This window comes from Agromyces sp. NPDC127015, assembly GCF_042725165.1.
GTDB lineage: Bacteria > Actinomycetota > Actinomycetes > Actinomycetales > Microbacteriaceae > Agromyces > Agromyces chromiiresistens.
This window is the reverse complement of the sequence record NZ_JBHXDI010000002.1, coordinates 336,800-358,873: the sequence shown is the minus strand read 5'-3', so window position 1 is coordinate 358,873 and position 22,074 is coordinate 336,800. Positions and strand designations below refer to the sequence as shown.

24 protein-coding genes are annotated in these 22,074 nt (G+C 71.6%); 10 read left to right on the top strand and 14 right to left on the bottom strand.

The genetic code is table 11. The features are described from left to right. Window positions 1–88 precede the first annotated feature (88 nt). On the top strand, window positions 89–316 hold the full coding sequence (locus tag ACFWGP_RS07945; RefSeq protein ID WP_231429790.1) for a hypothetical protein: 228 nt from the start codon (window positions 89–91) through the stop codon (window positions 314–316). A 39-nt stretch (window positions 317–355) separates the two neighbouring features. Here the strand turns inward: ACFWGP_RS07945 and ACFWGP_RS07940 are convergent, their stop codons facing one another. From ACFWGP_RS07940 to paaI, 3 genes are all read right to left on the bottom strand, one after another. Then, window positions 356–985 (bottom strand): TetR/AcrR family transcriptional regulator, encoded by a 630-nt coding sequence (locus tag ACFWGP_RS07940; protein ID WP_231429791.1) that lies wholly within the window; start codon window positions 983–985, stop codon window positions 356–358. Window positions 986–1,055: 70 nt separating this feature from the next. Further along, window positions 1,056–2,405: a phenylacetate--CoA ligase PaaK gene (gene paaK, locus ACFWGP_RS07935; RefSeq protein ID WP_374201087.1), complete on the bottom strand. Its 1,350-nt coding sequence runs from the start codon at window positions 2,403–2,405 to the stop codon at window positions 1,056–1,058. A gap of 20 nt (window positions 2,406–2,425) precedes the next feature. Next, window positions 2,426–2,839: a hydroxyphenylacetyl-CoA thioesterase PaaI gene (paaI, locus tag ACFWGP_RS07930; RefSeq protein ID WP_231429792.1), complete on the bottom strand. Its 414-nt coding sequence runs from the start codon at window positions 2,837–2,839 to the stop codon at window positions 2,426–2,428. Window positions 2,840–2,988: 149 nt separating this feature from the next. On the opposite strand from paaI, the gene paaA reads away from it, so the two are divergent. From paaA to ACFWGP_RS07900, 6 genes are all read left to right on the top strand, one after another. Beyond that, window positions 2,989–3,972, top strand: a complete 984-nt coding sequence (paaA, locus tag ACFWGP_RS07925) for a 1,2-phenylacetyl-CoA epoxidase subunit PaaA (RefSeq protein WP_231429793.1) — start codon at window positions 2,989–2,991, stop codon at window positions 3,970–3,972. Next, entirely contained in the window at window positions 3,972–4,277 is a 306-nt protein-coding gene (gene paaB, locus ACFWGP_RS07920; RefSeq protein WP_275505267.1) for a 1,2-phenylacetyl-CoA epoxidase subunit PaaB, read from the top strand. Before paaA ends, paaB begins: the two co-directional genes overlap by 1 nt. Beyond that, window positions 4,274–5,122, top strand: a complete 849-nt coding sequence (gene paaC / locus ACFWGP_RS07915; RefSeq protein ID WP_275505268.1) for a 1,2-phenylacetyl-CoA epoxidase subunit PaaC — start codon at window positions 4,274–4,276, stop codon at window positions 5,120–5,122. Before paaB ends, paaC begins: the two co-directional genes overlap by 4 nt. Then, a complete protein-coding gene (gene paaD / locus ACFWGP_RS07910) occupies window positions 5,119–5,667 on the top strand; it encodes a 1,2-phenylacetyl-CoA epoxidase subunit PaaD (protein ID WP_376930753.1) in 549 nt (182 codons plus the stop codon). The genes paaC and paaD overlap by 4 nt, the downstream gene beginning before the upstream one ends. Further along, window positions 5,667–6,842, top strand: coding sequence for a 1,2-phenylacetyl-CoA epoxidase subunit PaaE (gene paaE, locus ACFWGP_RS07905; protein WP_231429796.1), 1,176 nt, complete (start codon window positions 5,667–5,669; stop codon window positions 6,840–6,842). Before paaD ends, paaE begins: the two co-directional genes overlap by 1 nt. A 138-nt stretch (window positions 6,843–6,980) precedes the next feature. Beyond that, window positions 6,981–7,772 (top strand): enoyl-CoA hydratase/isomerase family protein, encoded by a 792-nt coding sequence (locus ACFWGP_RS07900; protein WP_231429797.1) that lies wholly within the window; start codon window positions 6,981–6,983, stop codon window positions 7,770–7,772. Between the two features lie 113 nt (window positions 7,773–7,885). Here the strand turns inward: ACFWGP_RS07900 and ACFWGP_RS07895 are convergent, their stop codons facing one another. The 8 genes from ACFWGP_RS07895 to ACFWGP_RS07860 form a co-directional block, all read right to left on the bottom strand. Continuing rightward, window positions 7,886–9,025: a hypothetical protein gene (locus ACFWGP_RS07895; protein WP_376930602.1), complete on the bottom strand. Its 1,140-nt coding sequence runs from the start codon at window positions 9,023–9,025 to the stop codon at window positions 7,886–7,888. Between the two features lie 63 nt (window positions 9,026–9,088). Then, window positions 9,089–9,448, bottom strand: a complete 360-nt coding sequence (gene mnhG, locus ACFWGP_RS07890; RefSeq protein WP_231429799.1) for a monovalent cation/H(+) antiporter subunit G — start codon at window positions 9,446–9,448, stop codon at window positions 9,089–9,091. A gap of 52 nt (window positions 9,449–9,500) precedes the next feature. Continuing rightward, window positions 9,501–9,773, bottom strand: a complete 273-nt coding sequence (locus tag ACFWGP_RS07885) for a monovalent cation/H+ antiporter complex subunit F (protein ID WP_244852297.1) — start codon at window positions 9,771–9,773, stop codon at window positions 9,501–9,503. Beyond that, the gene (locus ACFWGP_RS07880) at window positions 9,770–10,393 is read right to left on the bottom strand and encodes a Na+/H+ antiporter subunit E (RefSeq protein ID WP_231429801.1); all 624 of its coding nucleotides are present in this window, start codon (window positions 10,391–10,393) and stop codon (window positions 9,770–9,772) included. The genes ACFWGP_RS07885 and ACFWGP_RS07880 overlap by 4 nt, the downstream gene beginning before the upstream one ends. Next, window positions 10,390–11,976, bottom strand: a complete 1,587-nt coding sequence (locus ACFWGP_RS07875) for a Na+/H+ antiporter subunit D (RefSeq protein ID WP_275505272.1) — start codon at window positions 11,974–11,976, stop codon at window positions 10,390–10,392. Before ACFWGP_RS07875 ends, ACFWGP_RS07880 begins: the two co-directional genes overlap by 4 nt. Beyond that, window positions 11,973–12,503, bottom strand: a complete 531-nt coding sequence (locus ACFWGP_RS07870; RefSeq protein ID WP_231429802.1) for a sodium:proton antiporter — start codon at window positions 12,501–12,503, stop codon at window positions 11,973–11,975. The genes ACFWGP_RS07875 and ACFWGP_RS07870 overlap by 4 nt, the downstream gene beginning before the upstream one ends. Then, window positions 12,500–15,460 (bottom strand): Na+/H+ antiporter subunit A, encoded by a 2,961-nt coding sequence (locus ACFWGP_RS07865; RefSeq protein WP_376930601.1) that lies wholly within the window; start codon window positions 15,458–15,460, stop codon window positions 12,500–12,502. Before ACFWGP_RS07865 ends, ACFWGP_RS07870 begins: the two co-directional genes overlap by 4 nt. Window positions 15,461–15,560: 100 nt before the next feature. Continuing rightward, window positions 15,561–16,412 carry a GntR family transcriptional regulator gene (locus ACFWGP_RS07860; protein WP_376930600.1) on the bottom strand — a complete coding sequence of 284 codons (852 nt, stop codon included), beginning with the start codon at window positions 16,410–16,412 and terminating at the stop codon, window positions 15,561–15,563. On the opposite strand from ACFWGP_RS07860, the gene ACFWGP_RS07855 reads away from it, so the two are divergent. Then, window positions 16,371–17,072, top strand: a complete 702-nt coding sequence (locus tag ACFWGP_RS07855) for an alpha/beta fold hydrolase (protein ID WP_376930599.1) — start codon at window positions 16,371–16,373, stop codon at window positions 17,070–17,072. The genes ACFWGP_RS07860 and ACFWGP_RS07855 overlap by 42 nt on opposite strands. Before the next feature lie 153 nt (window positions 17,073–17,225). On the opposite strand, the gene ACFWGP_RS07850 is transcribed toward ACFWGP_RS07855, so the two are convergent. After that, window positions 17,226–17,888, bottom strand: coding sequence for a response regulator (locus tag ACFWGP_RS07850; RefSeq protein WP_376930598.1), 663 nt, complete (start codon window positions 17,886–17,888; stop codon window positions 17,226–17,228). Further along, entirely contained in the window at window positions 17,885–19,105 is a 1,221-nt protein-coding gene (locus tag ACFWGP_RS07845) for a sensor histidine kinase (protein WP_376930597.1), read from the bottom strand. Before ACFWGP_RS07845 ends, ACFWGP_RS07850 begins: the two co-directional genes overlap by 4 nt. A gap of 162 nt (window positions 19,106–19,267) precedes the next feature. On the opposite strand from ACFWGP_RS07845, the gene ACFWGP_RS07840 reads away from it, so the two are divergent. Then, window positions 19,268–20,245 (top strand): SMP-30/gluconolactonase/LRE family protein, encoded by a 978-nt coding sequence (locus ACFWGP_RS07840; protein WP_376930596.1) that lies wholly within the window; start codon window positions 19,268–19,270, stop codon window positions 20,243–20,245. 89 nt (window positions 20,246–20,334) lie between these two features. Further along, on the top strand, window positions 20,335–21,204 hold the full coding sequence (locus tag ACFWGP_RS07835; RefSeq protein ID WP_376930595.1) for a sulfurtransferase: 870 nt from the start codon (window positions 20,335–20,337) through the stop codon (window positions 21,202–21,204). Between the two features lie 34 nt (window positions 21,205–21,238). Here the strand turns inward: ACFWGP_RS07835 and ACFWGP_RS07830 are convergent, their stop codons facing one another. Further along, entirely contained in the window at window positions 21,239–22,051 is an 813-nt protein-coding gene (locus ACFWGP_RS07830) for a class I SAM-dependent methyltransferase (protein ID WP_376930594.1), read from the bottom strand. Between the last annotated feature and the right edge of the window lie 23 nt (window positions 22,052–22,074).

Genomic DNA, 22,074 nt, shown 5'->3' with positions numbered 1-22,074 from the left:
CGGGCGAGGGCGAGTACCTCAGTGCCCGCCCTCGCCGAAGTTAGGGCGATGTCCTGATGTCGCGCCCCCACCTCAGGGCGGAGGCTGGGTGTCGATCGAAGGAGTCGACACCATGTACATCTCGGAGACCGCATTCCCGCACCTCGCCGCCGAAGCCGACGCGCGCCTCGCTCGCGAACTCGAGCGGCGTCGCGTGATCGCCGAGCGCCTCGCCGAAACGGGCGAGCACTCCCGCCGCCTCGGGCGGGGCACCCGGCGGGCGTGGTTCCAGCGTTCGGCCGTGCCCGCGCACTCGCCGCTCGCCGCGACGGCGTGAGCCGGTCGGCGGCGATCACCGCCGATGGATGCCTCGGGGTCAGCCCAGCAGCTCTTCGACCCGGTTCTCGGTCGGCATGCGCAGGCCGTCGAGCGCGATCGCGATGACGTCGTCGGCCAGGCGGTCGGCGTTCTCGCGGCCGCCCGGGCGGTACCACTCGACGATCGAGTTGATCATGCCGAACGCGAGGCGAGAGACGACGCTCGCGTCGATGTCGCTGCGCAGGGTGCCCTCGGCCTGGGCCTCGGCGACGATCGCGGTCACGCGCTTGTCGAAGTCGCGCCGTCGGGCGAGGGCTCGGCGCTCGACGTCGGTGTTGCCGCGCACGCGCAGGAGCAGCGTGACCGACGGCAATTCGTCGACGAGCACGTGCACGGCACCGCGCAGCACCCGGTCGAGCCGGTCGGCCGCGCGGCCGCCCGCCGCGTCGTTCTCGTCGACGACACCCTCGAGCCCGCCGAGCGCGGCCTCGAGCGCCTGGTCGAGGATCTCGTCCTTCGAGGCGAAGTGGTGGTAGATCGCCGACTTCGACAGTCCGAGCCGTTCGGCGAGCACGCCCATCGAGGTCGCGTCGTACCCGAACTCGTTGAACGCCGCCACGGCGACGTCGAGGATGCCCTGCCGGTCGTAGCCGGGGCGGCCCCGTCGCAGGCTTCCGTTCTCGCTCATCGCCCCCATCCTCGCACCTCGGGTTCCGAGACGCGTGCTCCTTCGCCGCGCGCTCCCCGACCCGCCGACGTCACCCGTTGCGCAGGTCGTAGACCCGCTTGTACTTGCCCTCGCTGCGCGGCAGTGCCCCCGGCTCTTCGAGCTGCACGACCACCGTCGAGCCGACGTGCACCTTGATGCGCTGGGCGAGCACGACCGCTGCGGCCTCGCACGTCTCGACCGAGAGGTCGGGATGGCGCTCGATGCGCACCGTGAGCGCGTCCATGCGCCCCTCCTTCGTCAGCTCGAGGACGAAGTGCGGCGTGAGCTGCTCGATGCCGAGCACGAGCTCCTCGATCTGCGTCGGGAAGAGGTTGACCCCGCGCAGGATGATCATGTCGTCGTTGCGCCCGGTGATCTTCTCCATGCGGCGCATGCCGGGGCGCGCGGTGCCGGGCAGCAGGCGCGTGAGATCGCGGGTGCGGTACCGGATGACCGGGAACGCCTCCTTGGTGAGCGAGGTGAACACGAGCTCGCCCATCTCGCCGTCGGCGAGCACCGCGCCCGTGTCGCCGTCGATGATCTCGGGCAGGAAGTGGTCCTCCCAGAGGTGCGGGCCGTCCTTCGTCTCGAGGCACTCGTTGCCGACGCCCGGGCCCATGACCTCGCTGAGCCCGTAGATGTCGAGCGCGTCGAGCCCGAGGCGCTGCTCGAGCTCGTGGCGCATCTCGTTCGTCCACGGCTCGGCGCCGAGCACGGCGACCTTGAGCGACGTCGAGCGCGGGTCGATGCCCTGCTCGGCCATCGCGTCGGCGATCGTCAGCAGGTAGCTCGGCGTGCAGAGGATCGCGTCGGGCTCGAAGTCCATGATCAGCTGCACCTGCCGAGCGGTCTGCCCGCCCGACATCGGGATGACGGTCGCGCCGAGGGCCTCGATGCCGGCGTGGGCGCCGAGCCCGCCGGTGAACAGGCCGTAGCCGTAGGCGTTGTGCACCTTCATGCCGGCGCGGATGCCGCTCGCCCGGAGCGACCGGGCGACGAGCGACGCCCAGCGCTCCAGGTCGCCCTTCGTGTAGCCGACCACCGTCGGCCGGCCGGTCGTGCCGCTCGAGGCGTGGATGCGCGCCACCTCGGACATCGGCACGGCGAACATGCCGAACGGGTAGGTCTCGCGCAGGTCGGCCTTGGTCGTGAACGGCAGCCTCGCGACGTCGGCGAGCGACCGGATGTCTCGCGGGTGCACTCCCGCCTCGTCGAACTTGCGGGTGTAGAGGGGCACGTGCTCGTACGCGTGCGCCACGGTCTGCTGCAGCCGTTCGAGCTGCAGCGTCTCGATCTCGGCGCGGCTCAGCCGCTCCTCGGGGTCGAGCTCGTCGAGCGCCGGCGGCTGCAGGCCCGAGACGGAGACGCTGGTGGTGGGGGCGTTGGTCGTCGTCGACACGGTGGCTCCTGTGCGGGGGATCAGAAGGTGCGGTTGGTGGAGATCGAGCGGCCGCGGAACTCGGCGACCGCGTCGCCGTCTTCGTCGACGACCGACACGTCGTAGAGGCCGGTGCGGCCCGAACGGGTTCGTCGCACGGCGGTGGCGGTGAGGGTCTGGCCGGCATGCGTCGACTTGAGGAACGTGATGTCGGCGCCGGCGGCGACGGTGACCCGGTCGTCCTCGTTGCACGAGATCGCGAAGGCGGTGTCGGCGAGGGCGAACACCAGGCCGCCGTGGGTGATGCCGAAGCCGTTCGTCATCTCCTCGCGCACGACCATGCTCACGACGGCGTGGCCGGGGTCGTCGCGCTCGACGACGAGGCCGAGCCAGGCCGAGGCGCGGTCGCGCTGCATCATCGCGCGGTTGAGGGTGTCGGCGTCGGCATCGGTCATCTCGCACTCCTCATCGAGTCGGCGGCGCCGTTGCTGCGACGCCGAGATCGAATATATACTAACTGAACGATCGGTTGGTAATATCAGGATGCCCCGGCACGCGCCGCGGCCCGATCGCCGCCGACCGCCGCAGAACCCAGGAGTCGATGATGACCGCACCAGCAGACCTCCGCCCGGTGACCGGGGAGGCATCCGATGCCGACGGCCAGGCCGCGTTCGACGCGATCATCGCCGCCGACTCGCGCATCGAACCCCGCGACTGGATGCCGGAGGCCTACCGCAAGACGCTCATCCGCCAGATCTCGCAGCATGCGCACTCCGAGATCATCGGCATGCAGCCCGAGTCGAACTGGATCACGCGGGCGCCGAGCCTCAAGCGCAAGGCGATCCTCATGGCGAAGGTGCAGGACGAGGCGGGCCACGGCCTGTACCTCTACTCGGCGGCGCAGACGCTCGGCATCTCGCGTGAGGAGATGATGCAGCAGCTCATCGAGGGGCGCGCTCGCTACTCGTCGATCTTCAACTACACGACGCCGACGTGGGCCGACATGGGGGCCATCGGCTGGCTCGTCGACGGTGCCGCGATCTGCAACCAGGTGCCGCTGTGCCGCGCTTCGTACGGGCCGTACGGGCGGGCGATGGTGCGCATCTGCAAAGAGGAGTCGTTCCACCAGCGGCAGGGGTTCGAGATCCTGCTCGAGCTCATGCAGGGCACCGAGGCGCAGCGCGAGATGGCGCAGGAGTCCGTGAACCGCTGGTACTGGCCGAGCCTGCAGATGTTCGGCCCGCCCGACGACCAGTCGCCGAACTCGGCGCAGTCGATGGCGTGGAACATCAAGCGGTTCTCGAACGACGAGCTGCGCCAGCGCTTCGTCGGCATGCTCGTTCCGCAGGCCGAGGTGCTCGGGGTCACCCTCCCCGACCCGAACCTCGCCTGGAACGAGGAGAAGCAGGCCTACGACATGAGCGAGATCGACTGGACCGAGTTCAACGAGGTGCTCGGCGGTCGCGGTCCCGCGAACGCCGAGCGGCTGCGCCGGCGCCGCGAGGCCCACGAGGAGGGCGCCTGGGTGCGCGAGGCCGCCGCCGAGTACGCACGCAAGCAGGCGCTGAAGCAGAAGGCGGTGGCGTGATGTCGACTCCCGGTGAGACCGCAACCGAGGCCTGGCCCCTGTGGGAGGTCTTCGTGCGCGCCAACCGCGGCCTGAGCCACGTGCACGTCGGCTCGCTGCACGCGCCCGACGCCGACATGGCCGTGCGCAACGCGCGCGACCTCTACACGCGCCGCAACGAGGGCGTGTCGATCTGGGTGGTTCCGGCCGTGGCGATCACGACGAGCGACCCCGATGCGAAGGGCGCCTTCTTCGAGAGCCCCGCTGGCAAGAACTACCGCCATGCGGTCTACTACACGAAGAGCGAGGGGGTGAAGCACCTGTGAGCGACACCGCCCATGGCGACGTCACCGTCGATCGGCTCGCGCTCGCCGACGAGCTCGCCGGATCGGCGGCCGACGGCATCGCCCGCGTCGCCTCGCCCGAGGTCGCCGAGTACGCCCTGCGCCTCGGCGACGACGCACTCGTCAACGCCCAGCAGCTCGGCATGTGGATCACCCGTGCGCCCGAGCTCGAAGAAGATGTCGCGCTCGGGAACATCGGGCTCGACCTGCTCGGGCACGCCCGCTCGCTGCTGCACTACGCGGGCACCGCGTCGGGCCGCAGCGAGGACGATCTCGCCTACTGGCGCGACGAGCCCGAGTGGCGCAACGCCTGGCTCTTCGAACAGCCGAACGGCGACTTCGCCTGCACGATCGCGCGGCAGCTCGTGGCATCCCTGTACTGGTTCGAACTGTACGGCGCGCTCACCGAGTCGACCGACCCGACCCTCGCCGCGATCGCCGCGAAGGCCGTGAAGGAGGTCGACTACCACCGCGACCACGCCGTGCAGTGGACCCTGCGCCTCGCGGGCGGCACCGACGAGTCGCGCCGCCGCATGATCGAGGGCGTCACCGTCACGTGGCCGTACGTCGACGAGCTCTTCGCCGACGACGACCTCGTCGAGCGCCTCGCCGCCGACGGCGTCGCCGTGCTGCCCTCGTCGCTGCGACCCGCGTTCGAGGCGGCGATCGACGCCGTGTTCGCCGAGGCAGAGCTCGAACGGCCGAGCGGGCGCACGGCGTACACCGCGTCGGGCGGCGGGCGCGGCGGATCGCACACCGAACGACTCGGGCCGCTGCTCGCCGAGATGCAGGTGCTCGCCCGGCAGCATCGGGGTGCGTCGTGGTGACTGCGGCTGTCACCGATGGTCTCGATACGCGTCCTCCTACGTCGGGCGCCACTCGACCGACCGAGAACCACGCCTGGTCGGTCGCCGCGACGGTGACCGACCCCGAGATCCCCGTGCTCACGATCGAGGACCTCGGCGTGCTGCGCTCGGTCGAGGTGGGCGACGACGGTGCGGTGCGCGTGCAGATCACCCCCACCTACAGCGGATGCCCCGCGATGGACGCCATCCGCGACGACGTGCTGCTCGCGCTCACGCACGCCGGCTACGACGACGTGCGCGTCGAGCTCGTGCTCGCCCCCGCTTGGACCACCGACTGGATGAGCGAAGCCGGCAAGCAGAAGCTCCGCCGATACGGCATCCAGGCGCCGACCGGCCGCGCAGCGGCCCGCGATGCGGGGCCCGTGCGCGTGCAGCTCGGCGTGAAGTGCCCCCGCTGCGACTCGCTCAACACCCGCGAGCTCGCCCGCTTCGGCTCGACATCGTGCAAGGCGCTCTACGAGTGCCGCGACTGCCTCGAGCCCTTCGACTACTTCAAGGTGCTCTGATGGCGGCGAAGAACCTCGGCTCCACCCGCCCCGAGCAGGTCGCCGAGGCGTTCCTCGCGTCGACGGTGGGCGGCGAGCACGTGCCCAAGCGGCGCCGCGCTCGCTTCCACTCGCTCGAGGTGGCCGAGGTGCGTCCGCTCACGAGCGACTCGGTCGAGGTCACCTTCGCCGTGCCCGACGAGCTCGCCGACGAGTACTCGTACCTGCCGGGCCAGTACGTCGCGCTGCGCAAGGAGCTCGACGGCTACGAGCGCCGCCGCAGCTATTCGATCTGCCGTCCCCCCGAGCGGGGCAGCCTGTCGGTCGCGATCAAGCGCGACCTCGGCGGGGTCTTCTCGACGTGGGCGAACTCCGAGCTCCGGGCCGGCGACACGCTCGACGTGATGAGCCCGCAGGGCACCTTCACCTCGACCCTCGACGCGCTCGACGGCAAGCACGTCGTCGGCATCGCGGCCGGCTCCGGCATCACCCCGCTGATGGCACTCGCGCAGGCCGTGCTCGCCCGCTCCGAGACATCCGAGTTCGAGCTCGTCTACACGAACCGGTCGACGCTCGACGTGATGTTCCTCGAAGAGCTGGCCGAACTCAAGGACCGCTACCCGTCGAGGCTCGCCCTGCACCACGTGCTCTCGCGAGAGCAGCGCACCGCGCCGCTGCTCTCGGGCCGCATCGACGCCGAGAAGCTCGGCACGATGCTCGACGTGCTGATCCGCCCCGAGACCGTCGACGAGTGGTTCCTGTGCGGGCCGTTCGAGCTCGTGCAGCTCGCTCGCGACACCCTCGCCGAGCGCGGGGTGCCGGTCGGCCACGTCCGCTACGAGCTCTTCACGACCGACGCCGACCAGGTCGAGCCGCGGCACGGTCGCCCCGTCGTCGTGCAGCAGGGCGAGCAGACGGTGTCGATCGAGTTCACCCTCGACGGGCAGTCGTCGACGGTCGAGAGCCCCGTGTCGGCGAACGAGTCGATCCTCAACGCGGCGCTGCGCGTGCGCCCCGACGTGCCGTTCGCGTGCGCGGGCGGCGTCTGCGGCACGTGCCGCGCACGGGTCGTCGAGGGCAGCGTGAACATGACTGAGAACTACGCGCTCGAGCCCGACGAGCTCGAGCGCGGATACGTGCTCACCTGCCAGTCGCACCCGAAGTCCGAGCGCGTCGTGGTCGACTATGACGTGTAGCGGTGCGGTCGAGCTCGCCCGCACCGACGTCGACGCCCGCCGAGTGTTGCCGTTCGCGCCGAATGTGGCCGAGCGAACAGCCCGGTTCGGCGCAAACGGCAACGCTCGGCGATAGCAGCACGAAGGAGTGGAGCAGCGATGATCGAGTTCACGGTCGACGGGACGACCCGGGTCGGCGAGGTCGTGCTGAACGCGCCCGACAAGCTCAACGCGCTCGACGAGCACGCGCTCGGCGAGCTCGCGGCGGCGTACGCCGAGGCGGGCCGGCTCGCGCAGTCCGGCGACCTGCGCGCCCTCGTGCTGCGCGGCGAGGGGCGTGCGTTCTGCGCCGGCCGCGACATCTCGGGCGTCGACCCGCGTGAGGACGACGTGCTCGGCTACCTCGGCGGCCGGGTCGAGCCGCTGCTGCACACGATGGCCGGCCTGCCGGTGCCGACCTTCGCCGTCGCTCACGGTGCGTGCCTCGGCGTCGGGCTGGGCCTGCTCATCGCGAGCGACATCGTGTACGTCGCCGACACCGCGAAGATCGGCTCGCCGTTCGCGAACCTCGGCGCCACGCTCGACTCGGGCGGTCACGCGCTCTTCGTCGAGCGGCTCGGAGCCCACAAGACGATGGACCTCATCGTCACGGGCCGGCTCATGACGGGCGACGAGGCGGTCGCCTCGGGCCTGTTCAGCCGCGTCTTCGAAGCCACCGAGGTGCTGGATGCCACCCGCGCGGCGGCCCGGGCGGCCGCGACGGGAGCGACCCAGGCGTTCGTCGCCTCGAAGATGCTCGTGGCGTCGCTGCGCGACGACCGGCTGGGGCTCTGGGCCTCGATGTCCGAGGAGAACCGCGCGCAGGCCGCCCTCTGCGACACGGCCGACTACCGCGAGGGCTTCGCCGCCTTCCAGGAGAAGCGCAAGCCGCAGTTCACCGGTCGCGGCTGAGTCGCTCGTCGACGGTTTCCGTTTGCACCGAACGTTGCCCGGAGAACCGACACGCTCAGTGCGAACGGCAACACTCGGCGGAGGTCGGGCGCGCCGCGGCGCGGCTCGTCAGCTCAGTCGCCGCCCGTGAGCGATTCGAGCAGCGGGATGACGAACCAGATGCCGACCATGACGACGAGCGGCAGCACGGCGAGCACGGGGATGCGGTGCTTCAGCCGTCGACCCTGCGGCGCCACGCCCCTGGGGATGCCGGGCGTCGGGTTCGCCGTCGAGGCAGACACGCCGTCGTCCGGCTCGGCGAGCCGGTCGTCGCGCCAGCGCTCCCAGCGCTCGAGCTTCGCGTCGAGCACGTCGATCGTCGCGAAGACCCACTCCCACGTCGCGGGGTCGGTGCCGGAGAGCGGGCGCGAGCCGTGCGAGTAGAGGTAGAGCCGGTCGTCGACGATCTCGATGTCGAACTCCGCGACGGTGTCGACGAACCGCGCCATGACGTCGGGAGTGAACAGGTACAGGGCGTCGGCCTCGTAGCCCTCGGGACAGTACAGGTCGAAGTACCGATCGAAGTCGCCCTCGAGCGACAGCCGCTGAGCGGTCGCGAGCGGTACCGGCAGGTTCGAGCCGAGTGCCGGCGAGTTGTTGCGCCTCGAGTCGAGCACGATGTGCGGCAGCCGGCGTTCGAGCGTGATCTCGACGTACGACCACGAGAACGTCTCGTGCGTCTTCGCGGTCTTCTGCACATAGCGATAGTTCGCGATCTCGACGGGGCGGGGGCGAGCGAGGCGAACGACCTCGCTCGCGACGCGGTCGCCGCCGATGCCGAAGATCATGCCGGGGGACTCGGGGTCGGCGATCCGCGGCACGAACTCGAGCCCGTTGGCGGCGGCGAATCGGCTCACCCGGTAGCGTTCCTCGCCGGCGCGGCGGCGGTCCTTCACGATGAACCAGGCGAGGCACGCGATGAGGGTCGCGGCCCCGAGGAACGCGATCTGGAACACGCGGTCGGACGACATGTTGACGCCGAGCTGCTCGAGCACGGGGGAGGCGAGCATCACCACGAGCGCGAGCGGCAGGGCGATGACGAAGGCCGCGACCCCGCCGAGCACGACGCCGACGACGACGCCGAAGCCCCCCGAGCGGCCGTCGGTCGGCGCGAAGCCGTTGTCGGACTCGTATGCGCGCACCGCCCCGCGGTCGACCGGGCCCGACAGCGGGGCGAAGTCTGACGGGGCGCGGTCGGCGGCCTTCTCGCTCATCCGCCGATCGTATCGGCGGATCTCGAGACGGGTGCTCGACCGCTCATCGACCTGCGCCCGAGCTCAGCGACCCGCCGGGTGCTCGTCGTGCTCGGCGATGTCGCGGCCGAGGTCGTCCTCGATGAGCAGGTCGCGGCGCACGTGGTCGGTGCGGTAGGCCGAGCGACCGAGCATGTGCGCGGTCATCGGCTGGGTCAGCAGCTGGAACGTCATGATCACGATGACCGTCGAGATCACGCCCCACGTCGGCGCGCGCAGCGCGATCGCGAGCAGCACGGCGGCGAGCCCGAGCACCTGCGGCTTCGTCGCGGCGTGCAGCCGGGTGAGCACGTCGGGGAACCGCAGGATGCCGAGCCCGGCCGCCATCGAGAGGAAGGCGCTCACCAGGATGAGCAGCCCGACCGCGACGTCCGCGCCGGTCATCGCCCACCTCCCGGCTCAGCGCGCAGCGCGTCTCGCGCGATGTCGACGCCGCTCACGAGGCATCCTGCTTCGCCATGAACCGGGCGATCGAGATCGACCCGACGACCGCGAACATCGCGAGGATGAGCAGCACCACGAGCGTGTCGGTGTGCCGGTTGATCGCCATCTCGGCGCCGAGCGCGCACATCGCGATCGCGAGCAGCACGTCGGTCGCGAGCGCCCGGTCGAGGATCGACGGGCCCTTGATGATGCGCACGACCGCGGCGATCGCGCCGATGCCGAACATCACGCCGGCGGCGATCGAGACGAGGGTGAGGAAGGTCATGCAGTGCCTCCGTTCGATCCACGCGTGCCGGATGCCTCGTGGCCGGCGCCCGCCCGGCGGGCCCGCCGCTCGGCGCGCACGACCTCGGCCTGCTCCCGGGTGCCGATCGCGAGCACGATGCGCTCCTCGGTGCCGAGCACCTGTCGCCGGGTGCGGTCGATGTCGGCCTGCGTGCGGGTGCCGAGCGCGTGCAGGTAGAGCAGCCCGCGCTCGCGGTCGATGTCGACGACGACCGTGCCGGGAACGACCGAGATCGCTTCGGCGGTGAGGGTCGTCACGAGGTCGGAGCGGGTGTGCAGCTGCACGACGATGATCGAGTTCATCGGCTTCCACCACGGCCAGATCGCGAGCACGGCGACCTGCAGCGACGCGTGCACGACGTCGAACATCATGCGGAGGCCGAGCAGCAGCCCCCGCCACGGGTTGAACCGGCCGCTCAGCAGCACGGGGGGCAGGTAGAGCAGGCGGGTCACGGCGATCGCGAGCACCACGCCCGTGACGATGCTCAGCACGTCGATGTGGTCCCACAGCAGCAGCCACAGCACGAGCAGCCCGACGAGCAGCGGCAGCTGCCGCCACACCGACCGCCAGCGCGACACGGGTTCGTTCGTGTGCGTCATCGGGTGCCTCCGGGGAACACGATCGAGACGTACACCGACGGGTCGCTGAGCCCTTCGGCCGCGCGCCCCGCGAACTCGAACAGCGGGCCCGCGAACACCGTGAGGCAGACGGTGACCGCGACGAGCGCCGCCGTCGCGACGACCATGAGCACCGGCGTCGTCCGGGTGGCGGTGACCGTCGCGCCCTCGGGGGCCTCGAGCACCGAGCCGAGCAGCACCGACTCGTACCCCTCGAGCTCGTCGCGCCGGCGCCAGAACGCCATGTTCCAGAACCGGGTCAGCGCGTAGAGCGTGATGAGCGAGGTCGCCGCGCCGGCTGCGATCACGACCCAGATGAGCCAGTCGGGCGCGGTCGAGGCGTCGGGTGCTGCGCCCTGCGCGCCCGCGACGAACAGGCCGACCTTGCCGAGGAACCCCGAGAACGGCGGGATGCCGCCGAGGTTCAGCGCCGGGATGAAGAACAGGATCGCGAGCAGCGGCGAGGCCTTGAGCAGGCCCGCGAGCCGGTTGATGGAGGTCGCACCGCCGAATCGCTCGATGAGCCCCGTCGTGAGGAACAGCGCCGTCTGCACCGTGATGTGGTGCACGACGTAGTAGATCGTCGCGGTCAGGCCGAGCACGCTCGACAGCCCGATGCCGAAGATCATGTAGCCGATGTGGCTCACGAGGGTGAACGAGAGCAGTCGCTTGATGTCGGCCTGCGTGAGCGCGCCGAGGATGCCGATGAGCATGGTCAGCCCGCCGATCACGATGAGCAGCGTCGACAGGTCGTTCTCGGTGAACAGCACGGTCTCGGTGCGGATGATCGCGTACACGCCGACCTTGGTCAGCAAGCCGGCGAAGACCGCCGTCACGGGTGCGGGCGCCGTCGGGTACGAGTCGGGCAGCCAGAACGACAGCGGGAACACGGCCGCCTTGATGCCGAACGCGACGAGCAGCAGCAGGTGCAGGATGAGCTGCACGTCCTGCGGCAGCTCGGCGATGCGCACCGAGAGCTGGGCGATGTTCGCCGTGCCCGTCGCCCCGTAGATGAGCGCGATCGCGCTGAGGAAGAAGAGCGAGGACACGAGGCTCGTGATGATGTACGTGACGCCCGAGCGGATGCGCTCGCCCGTGCCGCCGAGGGTCAGCAGCACGTAGCTCGCGGCGAGCAGGATCTCGAACCCGACGTAGAGGTTGAACAGGTCGCCCGCGATGAACGCGTTGAACACGCCCGCCGCGAGGATCAGGTACGTCGGGTGGAAGATCGACACCGGCGTCTCCCGGTGCTGGTCGGCGATGCCCTGCCCGACCGAGTAGACGAGCACGACGAGCAGCATGATCGCCGAGATCACGAGCATGATGGCCGACAGCCGGTCGACGACGAGGGTGATGCCCCATGGGGCGTCCCACGCGCCGATGTAGACGACGGCCGGGCCGGTCGTGTCGACCGCGACGAGCAGCACCGCGGCGATCACCGTGACCGCGGCGAGCACGGCGACGCCGACGGCCATCTGCGCGCGGCGCCGACGGCCGAGCATGAGCGTGACCGCAGCGCCGAGCATCGGCAGCAGGACGACGAGGGGAACGAGGGTCGCGGTCACGGGCGGCCCCGTTCGTCGTCTCGGTCGCGGGCGGATGCCTCGCGCTCGAGCTCTTCGTCGTCGATGGCGGCGACGAGCTCGTCGAACTCCTCGTCGCTCGCGTCGATGAGCGACTGGATCGCCTCGTCGTCGGCCGCGGAGGAGCGGATGAGGTCGGCCGCCTCCTCGGCGTCTTCGGCCAGCTCGGCCTCGTCGTCGACGAGGTCGCCCTTCGCGCCGAGCTGCGCCAGCCACCACGAGCGGTAGATGAGGGCGAGCATGAAGGCGGTGATGCCGAGGTTGATCACGATCGCGGTGAGCACGAACGCCTGCGGCAGCGGGTCGGAGATCTCGCCCTCGTCGACGCCCTCGCCGAGGATCGGCGCGAGGCCGGGGGCGCCGCTCATGAGGTACATGAGGATGTTCACGGCGTTGCCGACGAGCAGGAACCCGATGAGCACGCGCGTCAGGCTGCGCTCGAGCATGACGGCGATGCCGGCGCCGAAGAGCACCGCCATGAGGAGGACGAGGGTCAGGGAGGCGGTCACGCGGGGGCCCCCTCGCGGTCGGCGGCGGTCGGGTCGGATGCCTCGGGGTCGGCCTCCGACTCCTCCTGGTGCCGGTCGACCTCGGCCCCGAGCGAACGCAGGATGTCGAGCACGAGCCCGACCACCACGAGGTACACGCCGATGTCGAAGAGCGTCGACGTGCCGATCGAGAGGTGGCCGAGCAGGGGCACGTCGGCCTCGAACCACGTCGACTCGAACACGGTGAGCCCGAACAGCAACGAGGACGTCGCGGTGCCGGCCGCGAGCAGCAGGCCGGTGCCGAGCAGCCGCCCGGCGTCGACGGGCGCCGCCTCGCCGAGTTCGTAGCGGCCGCCCGCGAGGTAGCGGGCGACGAGCGCGAGCCCCGCGAGCAGGCCGCCGGCGAAGCCGCCGCCGGGCGCGTTGTGCCCGACGAAGAGCAGGTACACCGACACGATGATCGCGGGGTGGAACAGCAGCCGCACGAGCACCTCGATGAGGATCGACCGGTTGCGCGGCGACAGCGTGCGGCCGGCGAGCAGCCACGTCTGCCGGTTCTCGTGGGCCTCGGCTCGCGCGTCGGTCTCGTCGTCGACGTCGGCGAGCCGCGGCTTCGCCGCGCGGATGCTCGACGCCGGCTCGAGCACCGGCTGCAGGCGGTTGCGGCGATCGGGCTCGTCGAGCCGGGGTGCGCCGCCCGTGCGGCCCGAGACGAAGATGAGGCTCGCGACGCCCGTCGCGACGGCGACGAGCACGGAGATCTCGCCGAGGGTGTCCCACGCGCGGATGTCGACGAGCATGACGTTGACGATGTTCTTGCCGTGCGCCTCGAGGCTGAGCGCGGGCAGCCCGCCGGCGATCGTCGGCTCGATGCGGGCGCCGAGGGCGACGAGGCCGATCACGGCCATGACGAGACCGGCGAGCACCCCGATGACGGTGCGCGTGACGCGACCGAGCGCCGTCGGGTGCACGGCGCTCTGCTTCGGCAGGCGACGCAGCACGAGCACGAACACGACGATCGTGATGGTCTCGACGAGCGCCTGCGTGAGCGCGAGGTCGGGCGCGCCCGACATGCCGAACAGCAGCACGAGTCCGTACCCGGTCACGCTCACGAGCAGTACCGACGTCACGCGCTGGCGGATGATCGCGGCGGCGATCGCGGCGAAGGCCATGATGAGCGCGATGAACGGTTGCGCCGGGTAGTCCCAGAGCCGAACGCCGTCGGGCCAGGTGCTGTTGAGCATGGCGGCGGTGCCGAGGCCCGCGATGAACACGACCATGATGATCGCGAGGTACCCCGCGAGGCCGCGCACCTGGAACGCGGTCGTCACCCACGCGGCCGTGCGATCGACGGCCGAGACGATGCGGAGGTAGCCGCGGGCCGAGTCGATCGCCGGCGGCAGCGACGCCTGCATGCGCGCGACCCGTCGGCGGCCCCACACGAGCAGCGCGGCGATCGCGAAGACGGCCGCCGACAGCCAGAGGGCCGGCTCGAACCCGTGCCACAGTGCGAGGTGGTAGTCGTGGGCGCCCGGCAGGGTGTCGGCGTAGGTCGCGAACAGCGGCTCGATGGCCGCCACCGTGAACGCCGAGACGAACGATGCCGCGGCGAGCAGCGCCGGGGCGATGCCGATGGCCGGGCTCTCATGGTGCAGGGGTGTGGGCGCGACATCCGCCTTCGTGAAGAACGCGCCCCAGACGAACCGCACGGTGTAGGCGACGGTGAGCACCGAGCCGGCGAAGGCGGCGGTGAGTGCGATCCAGCCCCACGTGTCGCCCGCGAGCGCCGAGTCGAGCTCGGCGGTGAAGACCGCCTCCTTCGCGACGAAGCCGAGCAGCGGCGGCAGGCCCGCCATCGAGCCCGCGGCGACGAACGCGATCGTCGCGATCACGGGCATGCGCCGGCCGAGGCCCGAGAGCTTCCGCCAGTCGCGGGTGCCGGCGGCGTGGTCGACGATGCCGACCACGAGGAAGAGCGTCGCCTTGAACAGGGCGTGCGCGAGCAGCAGGGCCATGCCGGCCAGCGCCGCGTCGCGGGTGCCGAACCCCGTGACCATCACGAGGAATCCGAGCTGGCTGACCGTGCCGTACGCGAGCAGCAGCTTGAGGTCGTACTGCCGCAGGGCGCGCCAGCCGCCCACGAGCATGGTGAGCGCGCCGAGCCCGATGACGATGGGATGCCACACCTCGAGGTCCGCGTAGCCGGGGGCGAGCCGGGCGACGAGGTAGACGCCGGCCTTCACCATGGCGGCGGCGTGCAGGTAGGCGCTCACCGGGGTGGGTGCGGCCATCGCGGCGGGCAGCCAGAAGTGGAACGGCACGAGCGCGCTCTTCGAGATCGCGCCCACGAGCACGAGTGCGACGGCCCACTCGCCGGCCGCGCCGGTGACGGGGTGCGCGACGAGCTCGGCGAGGCTCGTCGTGCCGCCCGCGACCGAGAGGATCACGAGGCCGACGAGCATCGCGAGGCCGCCGAACGTCGTCACGGTGAGGGCCTGCAGCGCGGCACCGCGGCTCTCCTTCCGCCCCGTGTAGTGGCCGATGAGGAGGTACGAGAGCACGCTCGTCGCCTCCCAGAACGTGAACAGGATGAACACGTCGTCGGCGGTGACGAGCCCGAACATCACCCCGGCGAAGGCGAGCAGCAGTGCGGCGAAGCGGCCGAGGGCGGGTTCGTCGTCGCTGAAGTACCAGGTGCAGTAGACGAGCACGAGGGCGCCGATGCCCGTCACGATGAGCGCGAGCAGCAGTGCGAGGGCGTCGAGCCGGAAGCTCAGTGCGATGTCGAGCGTCGGGATCCACTCGACCGACTCGACGAGGACGTCGCCGGCGACCACCGCGGGGACGAGGGTGAGCAGCCAGCCGAAGACGGCGGCGGGCAGCACGGCCAGCAGGAGGAAGACCCGGCGCCCGAGCAGCCTCGTCAGGGTCGGGGCGAGCAGCGAGAGCACGCCGAAGGCGACGAGGCTGAAGATCATCCACCCTCCTCACGCCGCGCAATCGTCCGGCCACCAGCCTACCGGGGCTCGACGCGGGTGCCCCGGCGCTGCGCATTCGACGGCGCAGACCCGCGGATCGTCAGCCCGCAGGAGTGCCGTTCTCCGACGGCAGGCTGTGCCAGATCTCGAAGGTGAGCTCCGCTGCCCCCTCGGCGTCGCCGTCGGTCAGGAGCTGGATGAGTCGTTCATGCCGTTCGATCGACGCCGGCCCGTCCGCTGCGAAGCGGTCGCGTTCCGATCGCCGCACCACGGGGCCGAACTGGTCGAGTACCGACTCGATGGCGTGGTTCCCGAGGCTGGACACCGGTACCGAGTGCAGCTCATCATCGGCGTCGAGCGCCGCGGCGGTGTCGCCGGCGCCCACGGCCCGGGCGAACCGGCCGTTCGCTTCGCGCATCCGCGCCACCTCGGCATCGGACAGGTTGCCCGCCGTCTCCCGTGCGACGAGGACATGCATCGCGGCGACCACGTCGCGTGCGTCCCTCACGGCCTTCGGGTCGATGGCGCTCACCGTCGTCGATCGTCCGGGCACCGCGACCACGAGTCCGCTCGCACCGAGACGGAGGAGCGCTTCGCGAACCGGGGTCCGGCTGACGCCGAGCCACTCCGCGAGGTCCACGTCTTTCAGCTGCTCCCCGGGCAGGAACGTGCCGTCGACGATCGCGTCCCGGAGCCGGCGGAATACGTCGTCGCGCAACAATGACCGGTCGACACCGGGGGCGCTGCGGGGAATCGGCATGCAATATATTGCCCATACTCCAGCCCTGGGAGGCAAGTCGATGCTCGGCCCGGGTGCGGATCTTGCAACATGCAATATATTGCGTATCGCCGTTGTTGCATCACATGACCGCAACCCACCGGCCGAACGGCCACTCCGGAAGGAAGATACATGAACATCGAAAACGGCATCACCAACGTCGTCCTCGTGCACGGGGCGTTCGCCGACGGATCAGGATGGCGCCGCGTGTACGACCTGCTGACCGCACGCGGCTACCGGGTCTCGATCGTGCAGAACCCGCTCACGTCGCTCGAGGCCGACGTGGCGGCCACGAAGCGGGTGCTCGACCTCCAGGACGGGCCGACGATCCTCGTCGGCCACTCGTGGGGCGGCACCGTCATCACCGAGGCGGGTGCCCACCCCAAGGTCGCCGGACTCGTGTACGTGTCGGCGCTGGCGCCCGACGCGGGGGAGAGCACCGCTCAGCAGTACGAGGGGTTCGCGCCGACGCCCGAGTTCGTCATCGACGTCGGCGACGACGGTTACGGATACCTCAACCGCGACGCCTTCCACGCCGGATTCGCCGCCGACGTCAGCGACGCCGACGCCGCCTTCCTCGCCGACAGCCAGGTGCCCATCGACATGGCCGTGTTCGCAACCCCGGTGACTGCGGCCGCCTGGCGTGACAAGCCGAGCTGGGCCGTCATCGCGACCGAGGACAAGGCGTTCGACCAGGCCATGCTGCAGCACATGGCCACGCGCATCGGCGCGGACATCACCAACGTGCCGGGCAGCCACGCGCTGTTCATCACCCAGGCCGAGACGGTCGCCGACATCATCGTCACCGCAGCCGAGCGCAGCGCGACGCGCTGACGTCGTCGCCGAGCTCCGGGGTCGGTTCGCTCACCTGCAGCGAGCCGACCCCGAGCGCCTGCGGCCACCGCGGTTCGCGGGAGCGGATCCGAAGAATTCCACGTGGTCCGAGGTCGAGCGGCGATGATCCGATGATCGTTGACGGCGGGAGCCCTACCGGCGGATGATGCGGCGCTCGATCGCCGCCGCGACCGCCCCTGCCCGCGTGTCGACGCCGAGCTTCGCGTAGATGTGGGAGAGGTGCGACTTCACGGTCGCCTCGGAGATCAGCAGCTCGCGGGCGAGCTCCTTGTTGCCGAGACCGTCGGCGAGGAGTTCGAGCACCTCGACCTCGCGCTCGGTGACCACCGGGCCCGGCGCGGCGGCGCGGCGCACGAGGGTCGCGGCCACCGACGGCGCGAGCACGGTCTCGCCGCGGGCGACCGCGCGGATGCCGGCGAACAGCTCGTCGGGCGGGGCGTCCTTCAACAGGTAGCCGCCTGCACCGGCCTCGAGCGCGCGGATGATGTCGGCCTCGGTGTCGTACGTCGTCAGCACGAGCACGGCGGGCGGTTCGTCGAGCGCGCGCAGCCGGGCGGTCGTCGCGACTCCTCCGGGGCCCTCGCCGAGGTTGAGGTCCATGAGCACGACGTCGGGGCGGTAGGCGCGCGTCTTCGCGACGGCCTCGTCGGCATCGCCGGCCTCCGCGACGACCTCGAGCCCGTCCTTTCCGCCGAGGAGGGCGGCGAGCCCCGCGCGCACCACCGGGTGGTCGTCGACGAGGATGACGCGCACCGGTGCGGCGCCGGCCTGCGACACGCGGGATGCCTCGCTCACGACGTCACCTGCTCTTCCGTGCTGCTCGACAGGGGGAACGATACCGACACCGTGGTGCCCTCGCCCGGCGCGCTCTCGATCTCGGCGCGTCCGCCGAGCTCCTCGGCCCGCTCGCGGAGCCCGCGCAGGCCGTGCCCCCGGTCGGCGGCCCCGCGACGGTTCGAGGCGACGTCGAACCCGACGCCGTCGTCGCGCACGTCGAGGCGGATCTCGTCGGGCTGGTAGGTGAGGCTCACGACGACGCGTCTCGCGTGCGCGTGCTCGACGGCGTTCGCGACGGCGCCCCTGGCACTGCGCAGGAGTGCGCCGGCGGTCGGGGCGGGCACGGCGCGGGCGGCGCCGTGGCGGTGGAACGCGAGCACGGGCCCGGCGCCCATGGCGGAGGCATCCGTCACCAGGCGATCGATGGCGTCGGGCAGCGCGTCGGCGCTTCCGTCCTCGAGCGCGGCCGGTGCGAGGTCGCGCACGACCCGGCGCACCTCGTCGAGACCCTCGCGCGCGGTCGCGGCCGCGGTGCGCACGTGCTCGCGAGCCGAGTCGGGGCGGGCCCGCCAGTCCTGCTCGGCCGCCTGCAGCAGCAGGTTGATGCTCGAGAGCTGCTGGCCGACCGAGTCGTGGATCTCGCGCGAGAGCCGGGTGCGTTCGGCGAGCGCGCCCGCGCGGTGCTGCGCCTCGGCCAGCTCGTCCTGCGCGTCGGTCAGCTCGTCGAGCAGGCGCTGGCGTTCGGCCGACTCCCGTTCGAGGGCGCGGTAGGCGATGACCGTCGCGATCGCGATGCCCGCGGGGCCGACGATGACGGTCGGGTCGATGCCGTCGTCGATGCGCGACCACGCGACGCTCACGACGACCGTCATGACGACGACGACCGCGACCGCGGGCCCGAACGGGATCACTCGCAGCACCGCGAACGCGAGCGGCACCGCGCACCACGCGAACGACGGGGCGGCGAGGGTCAGCGCCATCCACAGCACGACCACGCCGACCACCCAGATCGTCGGCCAGGCGCCGCGCCGGGGGAGCACGGGGCGCAGCGAGGCGACCACGGCGAGCGCCGCCGCACCCGCGAGCACCGCCGCCGTCTCGGGTGCGAGACCGTGCCGCTCGACATAGCGGGCCGCGCACACGACGAGGAGCACGAGGAGCACCGCGTGCAGCCAGCGGTCGAAGCGGGCGACGGGCGCGAGGATGCCGCGCATGCCGTTGATCACCTGCTCCATGACCGCACAGCCTACGGACCGTCGGTCCATGCGGGCGTCATCCGATCGGCTATTCGATTCGAGCCGGATGCCCGACGCCTCGCGGCGGAACGTGCGGTGGAGTGGAATCACCCGGTTCGCACCGGACCAGGACCGGACCGGACGTCCCCAGGAGGAGATTCCATGAAGCACCAGACCACCATCGCCGGCCTGCTCGCCGCGGCGACCCTGACCACGATCGTCACGACCGGGGCCGCGCCGGCCCTCGCCCAGGAGGCCGACCACGGCCGCCCGGGCACGTACACCCTGAACGGCGACGCCGAGGGCAGCCGCTTCGAGGGCATCGGGGCCGACCGGCGCAGCGGCGCCTTCTACGTGAGCGAGGTCACCGGCGGCGAGATCCACCGCGGCGACGTGCGCTCGTCGACCACCGAGCAGTGGATCGCGGGCGACGGCACCGACGGCCGCTACACGGCCCGCGGCATCACGGTCGACGGCGCCGGCAACGTCTTCGTCGCCGGCGGCCCCAACGGCATCGGCACCGGCCGCCCCGACCTGTGGGTGTACTCGCCCGAGGGCGACCTGCTCGCCTCGCTGCGTGTGCCGGGCACTGCCGACGCGTTCCTCAACGACGTCGCGATCGGCGCCGACGGTGCCGCGTACTTCACGAACTCGAACGACCCGCAGGTCTTCCGGGTGGCGCAGGACGCCGACGGCGAGTGGGCCGCCGAACTGTGGGCCGACGCGACCGGCACGGTCTCGCGGTCGGCCGGCTTCAACCTCGGCGGCATCGTGCTGACCGCTGACGAGAGCGCGTTCGTCGTCGCCCAGGGCAATGTCGGCAAGCTGTTCCGCTTCGGCTTCGACGGCACCGTCACCGAGATCGCGACCCCCGGTGCCGACCTCGTGAACGCCGACGGCCTGGTGCGCGAGGGCAACCGGCTCACCGTCGTCCGCAACTTCTCGAAGGCGATCACGACCCTGCGCATCTCGGCCGACGGCTCGGTCGCGGGCTTCGTGAGCGACGTGGCGACCGACCCGAGCCGCGTCCTCACGACCGCCGAGTCACTGCACGGCCGCACCCTCTACGTCGACAGCGAGTTCGGCGACGGCCAGGTCGAGGCCCCCTACGAGGTCGTCACGAACCCGTTCGCGGGCTGACCCGACTCACGATCGGCATGACGGATGCCTCGGGCGCGAGCCCGAGGCATCCGTCGTCGTCGTTCGCCGAGTCTTGGGAGGATGGACGCATGCCGATCCTCATCACCGCCGACGAGCTCGCCGCCCGCCTCGACGCCGAACGCACGGGCCGCGCCGACACCCGCACGGTCGTGCTCGACGTGCGCTGGTCGCTCGCCCAGCCCGACGGCACCGACGCGTACCGCGCCGGGCACATCCCCGGCGCCGTCTACGTCGACCTCGACGGCGAGCTCGCCGACCACGACGCGGTCGGCGAGGGGCGGCATCCGCTGCCGACCGAGGCGGCGTTCACCCGGGCGATGCGGCGCTGGGGCGTACGCGACGGCGACACCGTCGTGGTGACCGACGACCTCGGCAACCAGTCGGCCGCCCGGGCGTGGTGGCTGCTGCGGCACGCCGGCGTCGCCGACGTGCGCATGCTCGACGGCGCGCTCGCCGCCTGGCGGGCGGCCGGCCTGCCGCTCGAGACGGGGGATGCCTCGCCCGAGCCCGGCGACGCGACCGCGCACTTCGGCGGCATGCCCGTGATCGGCATCGACGAGGCCGCCGCCCTGCCGGGGCGGGGCGTGCTGCTCGACGCGCGCGCCGTCGAGCGGTATCGCGGCGAGGTCGAGCCGATCGACCCGCGGGCCGGTCACATCCCGGGTGCGAGGTCGGCGCCGAGCGGCGGCAGCCTCGACGCGTCGGGCCGGTTCCTCGCGGCCGAGGCACTGCGCGAGCGGTTCGCCGCCGTCGGCGTCGTGCCGGAGTCCGGCGCGCCCGTCGCGGCCTACTGCGGTTCGGGCGTCACGGCCGCCCACGCCGTCGCCGCGCTCGCGATCGCCGGTGTCGACGCGGCGCTCTACCCGGGCTCGTGGAGCCAGTGGTCGAACGACGAGACGCGCCCCGCGGCGACGGGCGACGAGCCTTCCGCTGATTGAGGTGCGGCGGGGCCGGTGAACCGCACCCGTCCCCTCAACCGGCGTCGGGACGGTACCCGACCGCGATGAGGGTCGTGAGGTCGAGCGTGCGCGCCTCGGGCGACTCCTCGAGCCGGGCGGTGAAGCGTTCGCGTACCCCGGCGACCTCCTCGTCGTCGAGTCCCGCGATCGCGTTGCGGATCGCCGTGCCCTCCACGAGCGACCAGGCGAGGTCGGGGGAGACCTCGACGTGCCTGCGAGCCTCGTCGGCGCGCACGCGCTGGAGCCCGAGCCCCGTGAGCCATCGCGCGAGGCCGCCGGGAGTGTCGATGCCCTCGAATGCGGGCGTGTGGTGTTCGTCGTCGTGCTCGCCCGGCAGTGCCGACGTGAGCGCCTCGAGGAACGATCCGAGTGCGCCGCGCGCCCACACCGTCACGCCGACGCGGCCACCCGGCTTCGCGCGCTCGATGAGGTGCCGGGTGCCGGCGTCCATGTCGGCGAAGAAGAACACGCCGAGTACGCACTGCACGAGGTCGTAGCCGGTCGGCTCCCACGAGGTGACGTCGGCGACATGCAGGCGCAGCTGCGGCAGGCGATCGCCCGCGCGGGCGCGCGCGAGCCCGATGAGCTCCTCCGCGAGGTCGACGGCGTCGACGAGCCCGCCAGGGCCGACGAGCTCGGCCGCGGGCAGCGCCGACGCACCGTCGCCCGAGCACGCGTCGAGCACGAGCTCGTCGAACTTCGGCCGGGTGCGCGCCAGTGTCGCGGTCGAGATCGGGTCCCACACCGCCTCGTCCAGTTCGGCGAACTTCGCGGCCCCCGCCGCGAACGCACCGACATGGTCAGGCTCGTCCGTCAACTCCCCCATGCGCCCATTCTGGCCTTGATCGG

Coding starts and splice junctions, on each gene's coding strand:
- ACFWGP_RS07865 (WP_376930601.1), bottom strand. CDS start 15,460: ATGATCTTCAGCCTCGTCGCCTTCGGCGTGCTCTCGCTGCTCGCCCCG.
- mnhG (WP_231429799.1), bottom strand. CDS start 9,448: ATGACCGGCGCGGACGTCGCGGTCGGGCTGCTCATCCTGGTGAGCGCC.
- ACFWGP_RS07845 (WP_376930597.1), bottom strand. CDS start 19,105: ATGGAGCAGGTGATCAACGGCATGCGCGGCATCCTCGCGCCCGTCGCC.
- paaI (WP_231429792.1), bottom strand. CDS start 2,839: ATGACCGATGCCGACGCCGACACCCTCAACCGCGCGATGATGCAGCGC.
- ACFWGP_RS07940 (WP_231429791.1), bottom strand. CDS start 985: ATGAGCGAGAACGGAAGCCTGCGACGGGGCCGCCCCGGCTACGACCGG.
- ACFWGP_RS07895 (WP_376930602.1), bottom strand. CDS start 9,025: ATGAGCGAGAAGGCCGCCGACCGCGCCCCGTCAGACTTCGCCCCGCTG.
- ACFWGP_RS07900 (WP_231429797.1), top strand. CDS start 6,981: ATGATCGAGTTCACGGTCGACGGGACGACCCGGGTCGGCGAGGTCGTG.
- paaB (WP_275505267.1), top strand. CDS start 3,972: ATGTCGACTCCCGGTGAGACCGCAACCGAGGCCTGGCCCCTGTGGGAG.
- ACFWGP_RS07835 (WP_376930595.1), top strand. CDS start 20,335: ATGCCGATCCTCATCACCGCCGACGAGCTCGCCGCCCGCCTCGACGCC.
- paaE (WP_231429796.1), top strand. CDS start 5,667: ATGGCGGCGAAGAACCTCGGCTCCACCCGCCCCGAGCAGGTCGCCGAG.
- ACFWGP_RS07840 (WP_376930596.1), top strand. CDS start 19,268: ATGAAGCACCAGACCACCATCGCCGGCCTGCTCGCCGCGGCGACCCTG.
- ACFWGP_RS07885 (WP_244852297.1), bottom strand. CDS start 9,773: ATGACCTTCCTCACCCTCGTCTCGATCGCCGCCGGCGTGATGTTCGGC.
- ACFWGP_RS07855 (WP_376930599.1), top strand. CDS start 16,371: ATGAACATCGAAAACGGCATCACCAACGTCGTCCTCGTGCACGGGGCG.
- ACFWGP_RS07830 (WP_376930594.1), bottom strand. CDS start 22,051: ATGGGGGAGTTGACGGACGAGCCTGACCATGTCGGTGCGTTCGCGGCG.
- paaA (WP_231429793.1), top strand. CDS start 2,989: ATGACCGCACCAGCAGACCTCCGCCCGGTGACCGGGGAGGCATCCGAT.
- ACFWGP_RS07880 (WP_231429801.1), bottom strand. CDS start 10,393: ATGACGCACACGAACGAACCCGTGTCGCGCTGGCGGTCGGTGTGGCGG.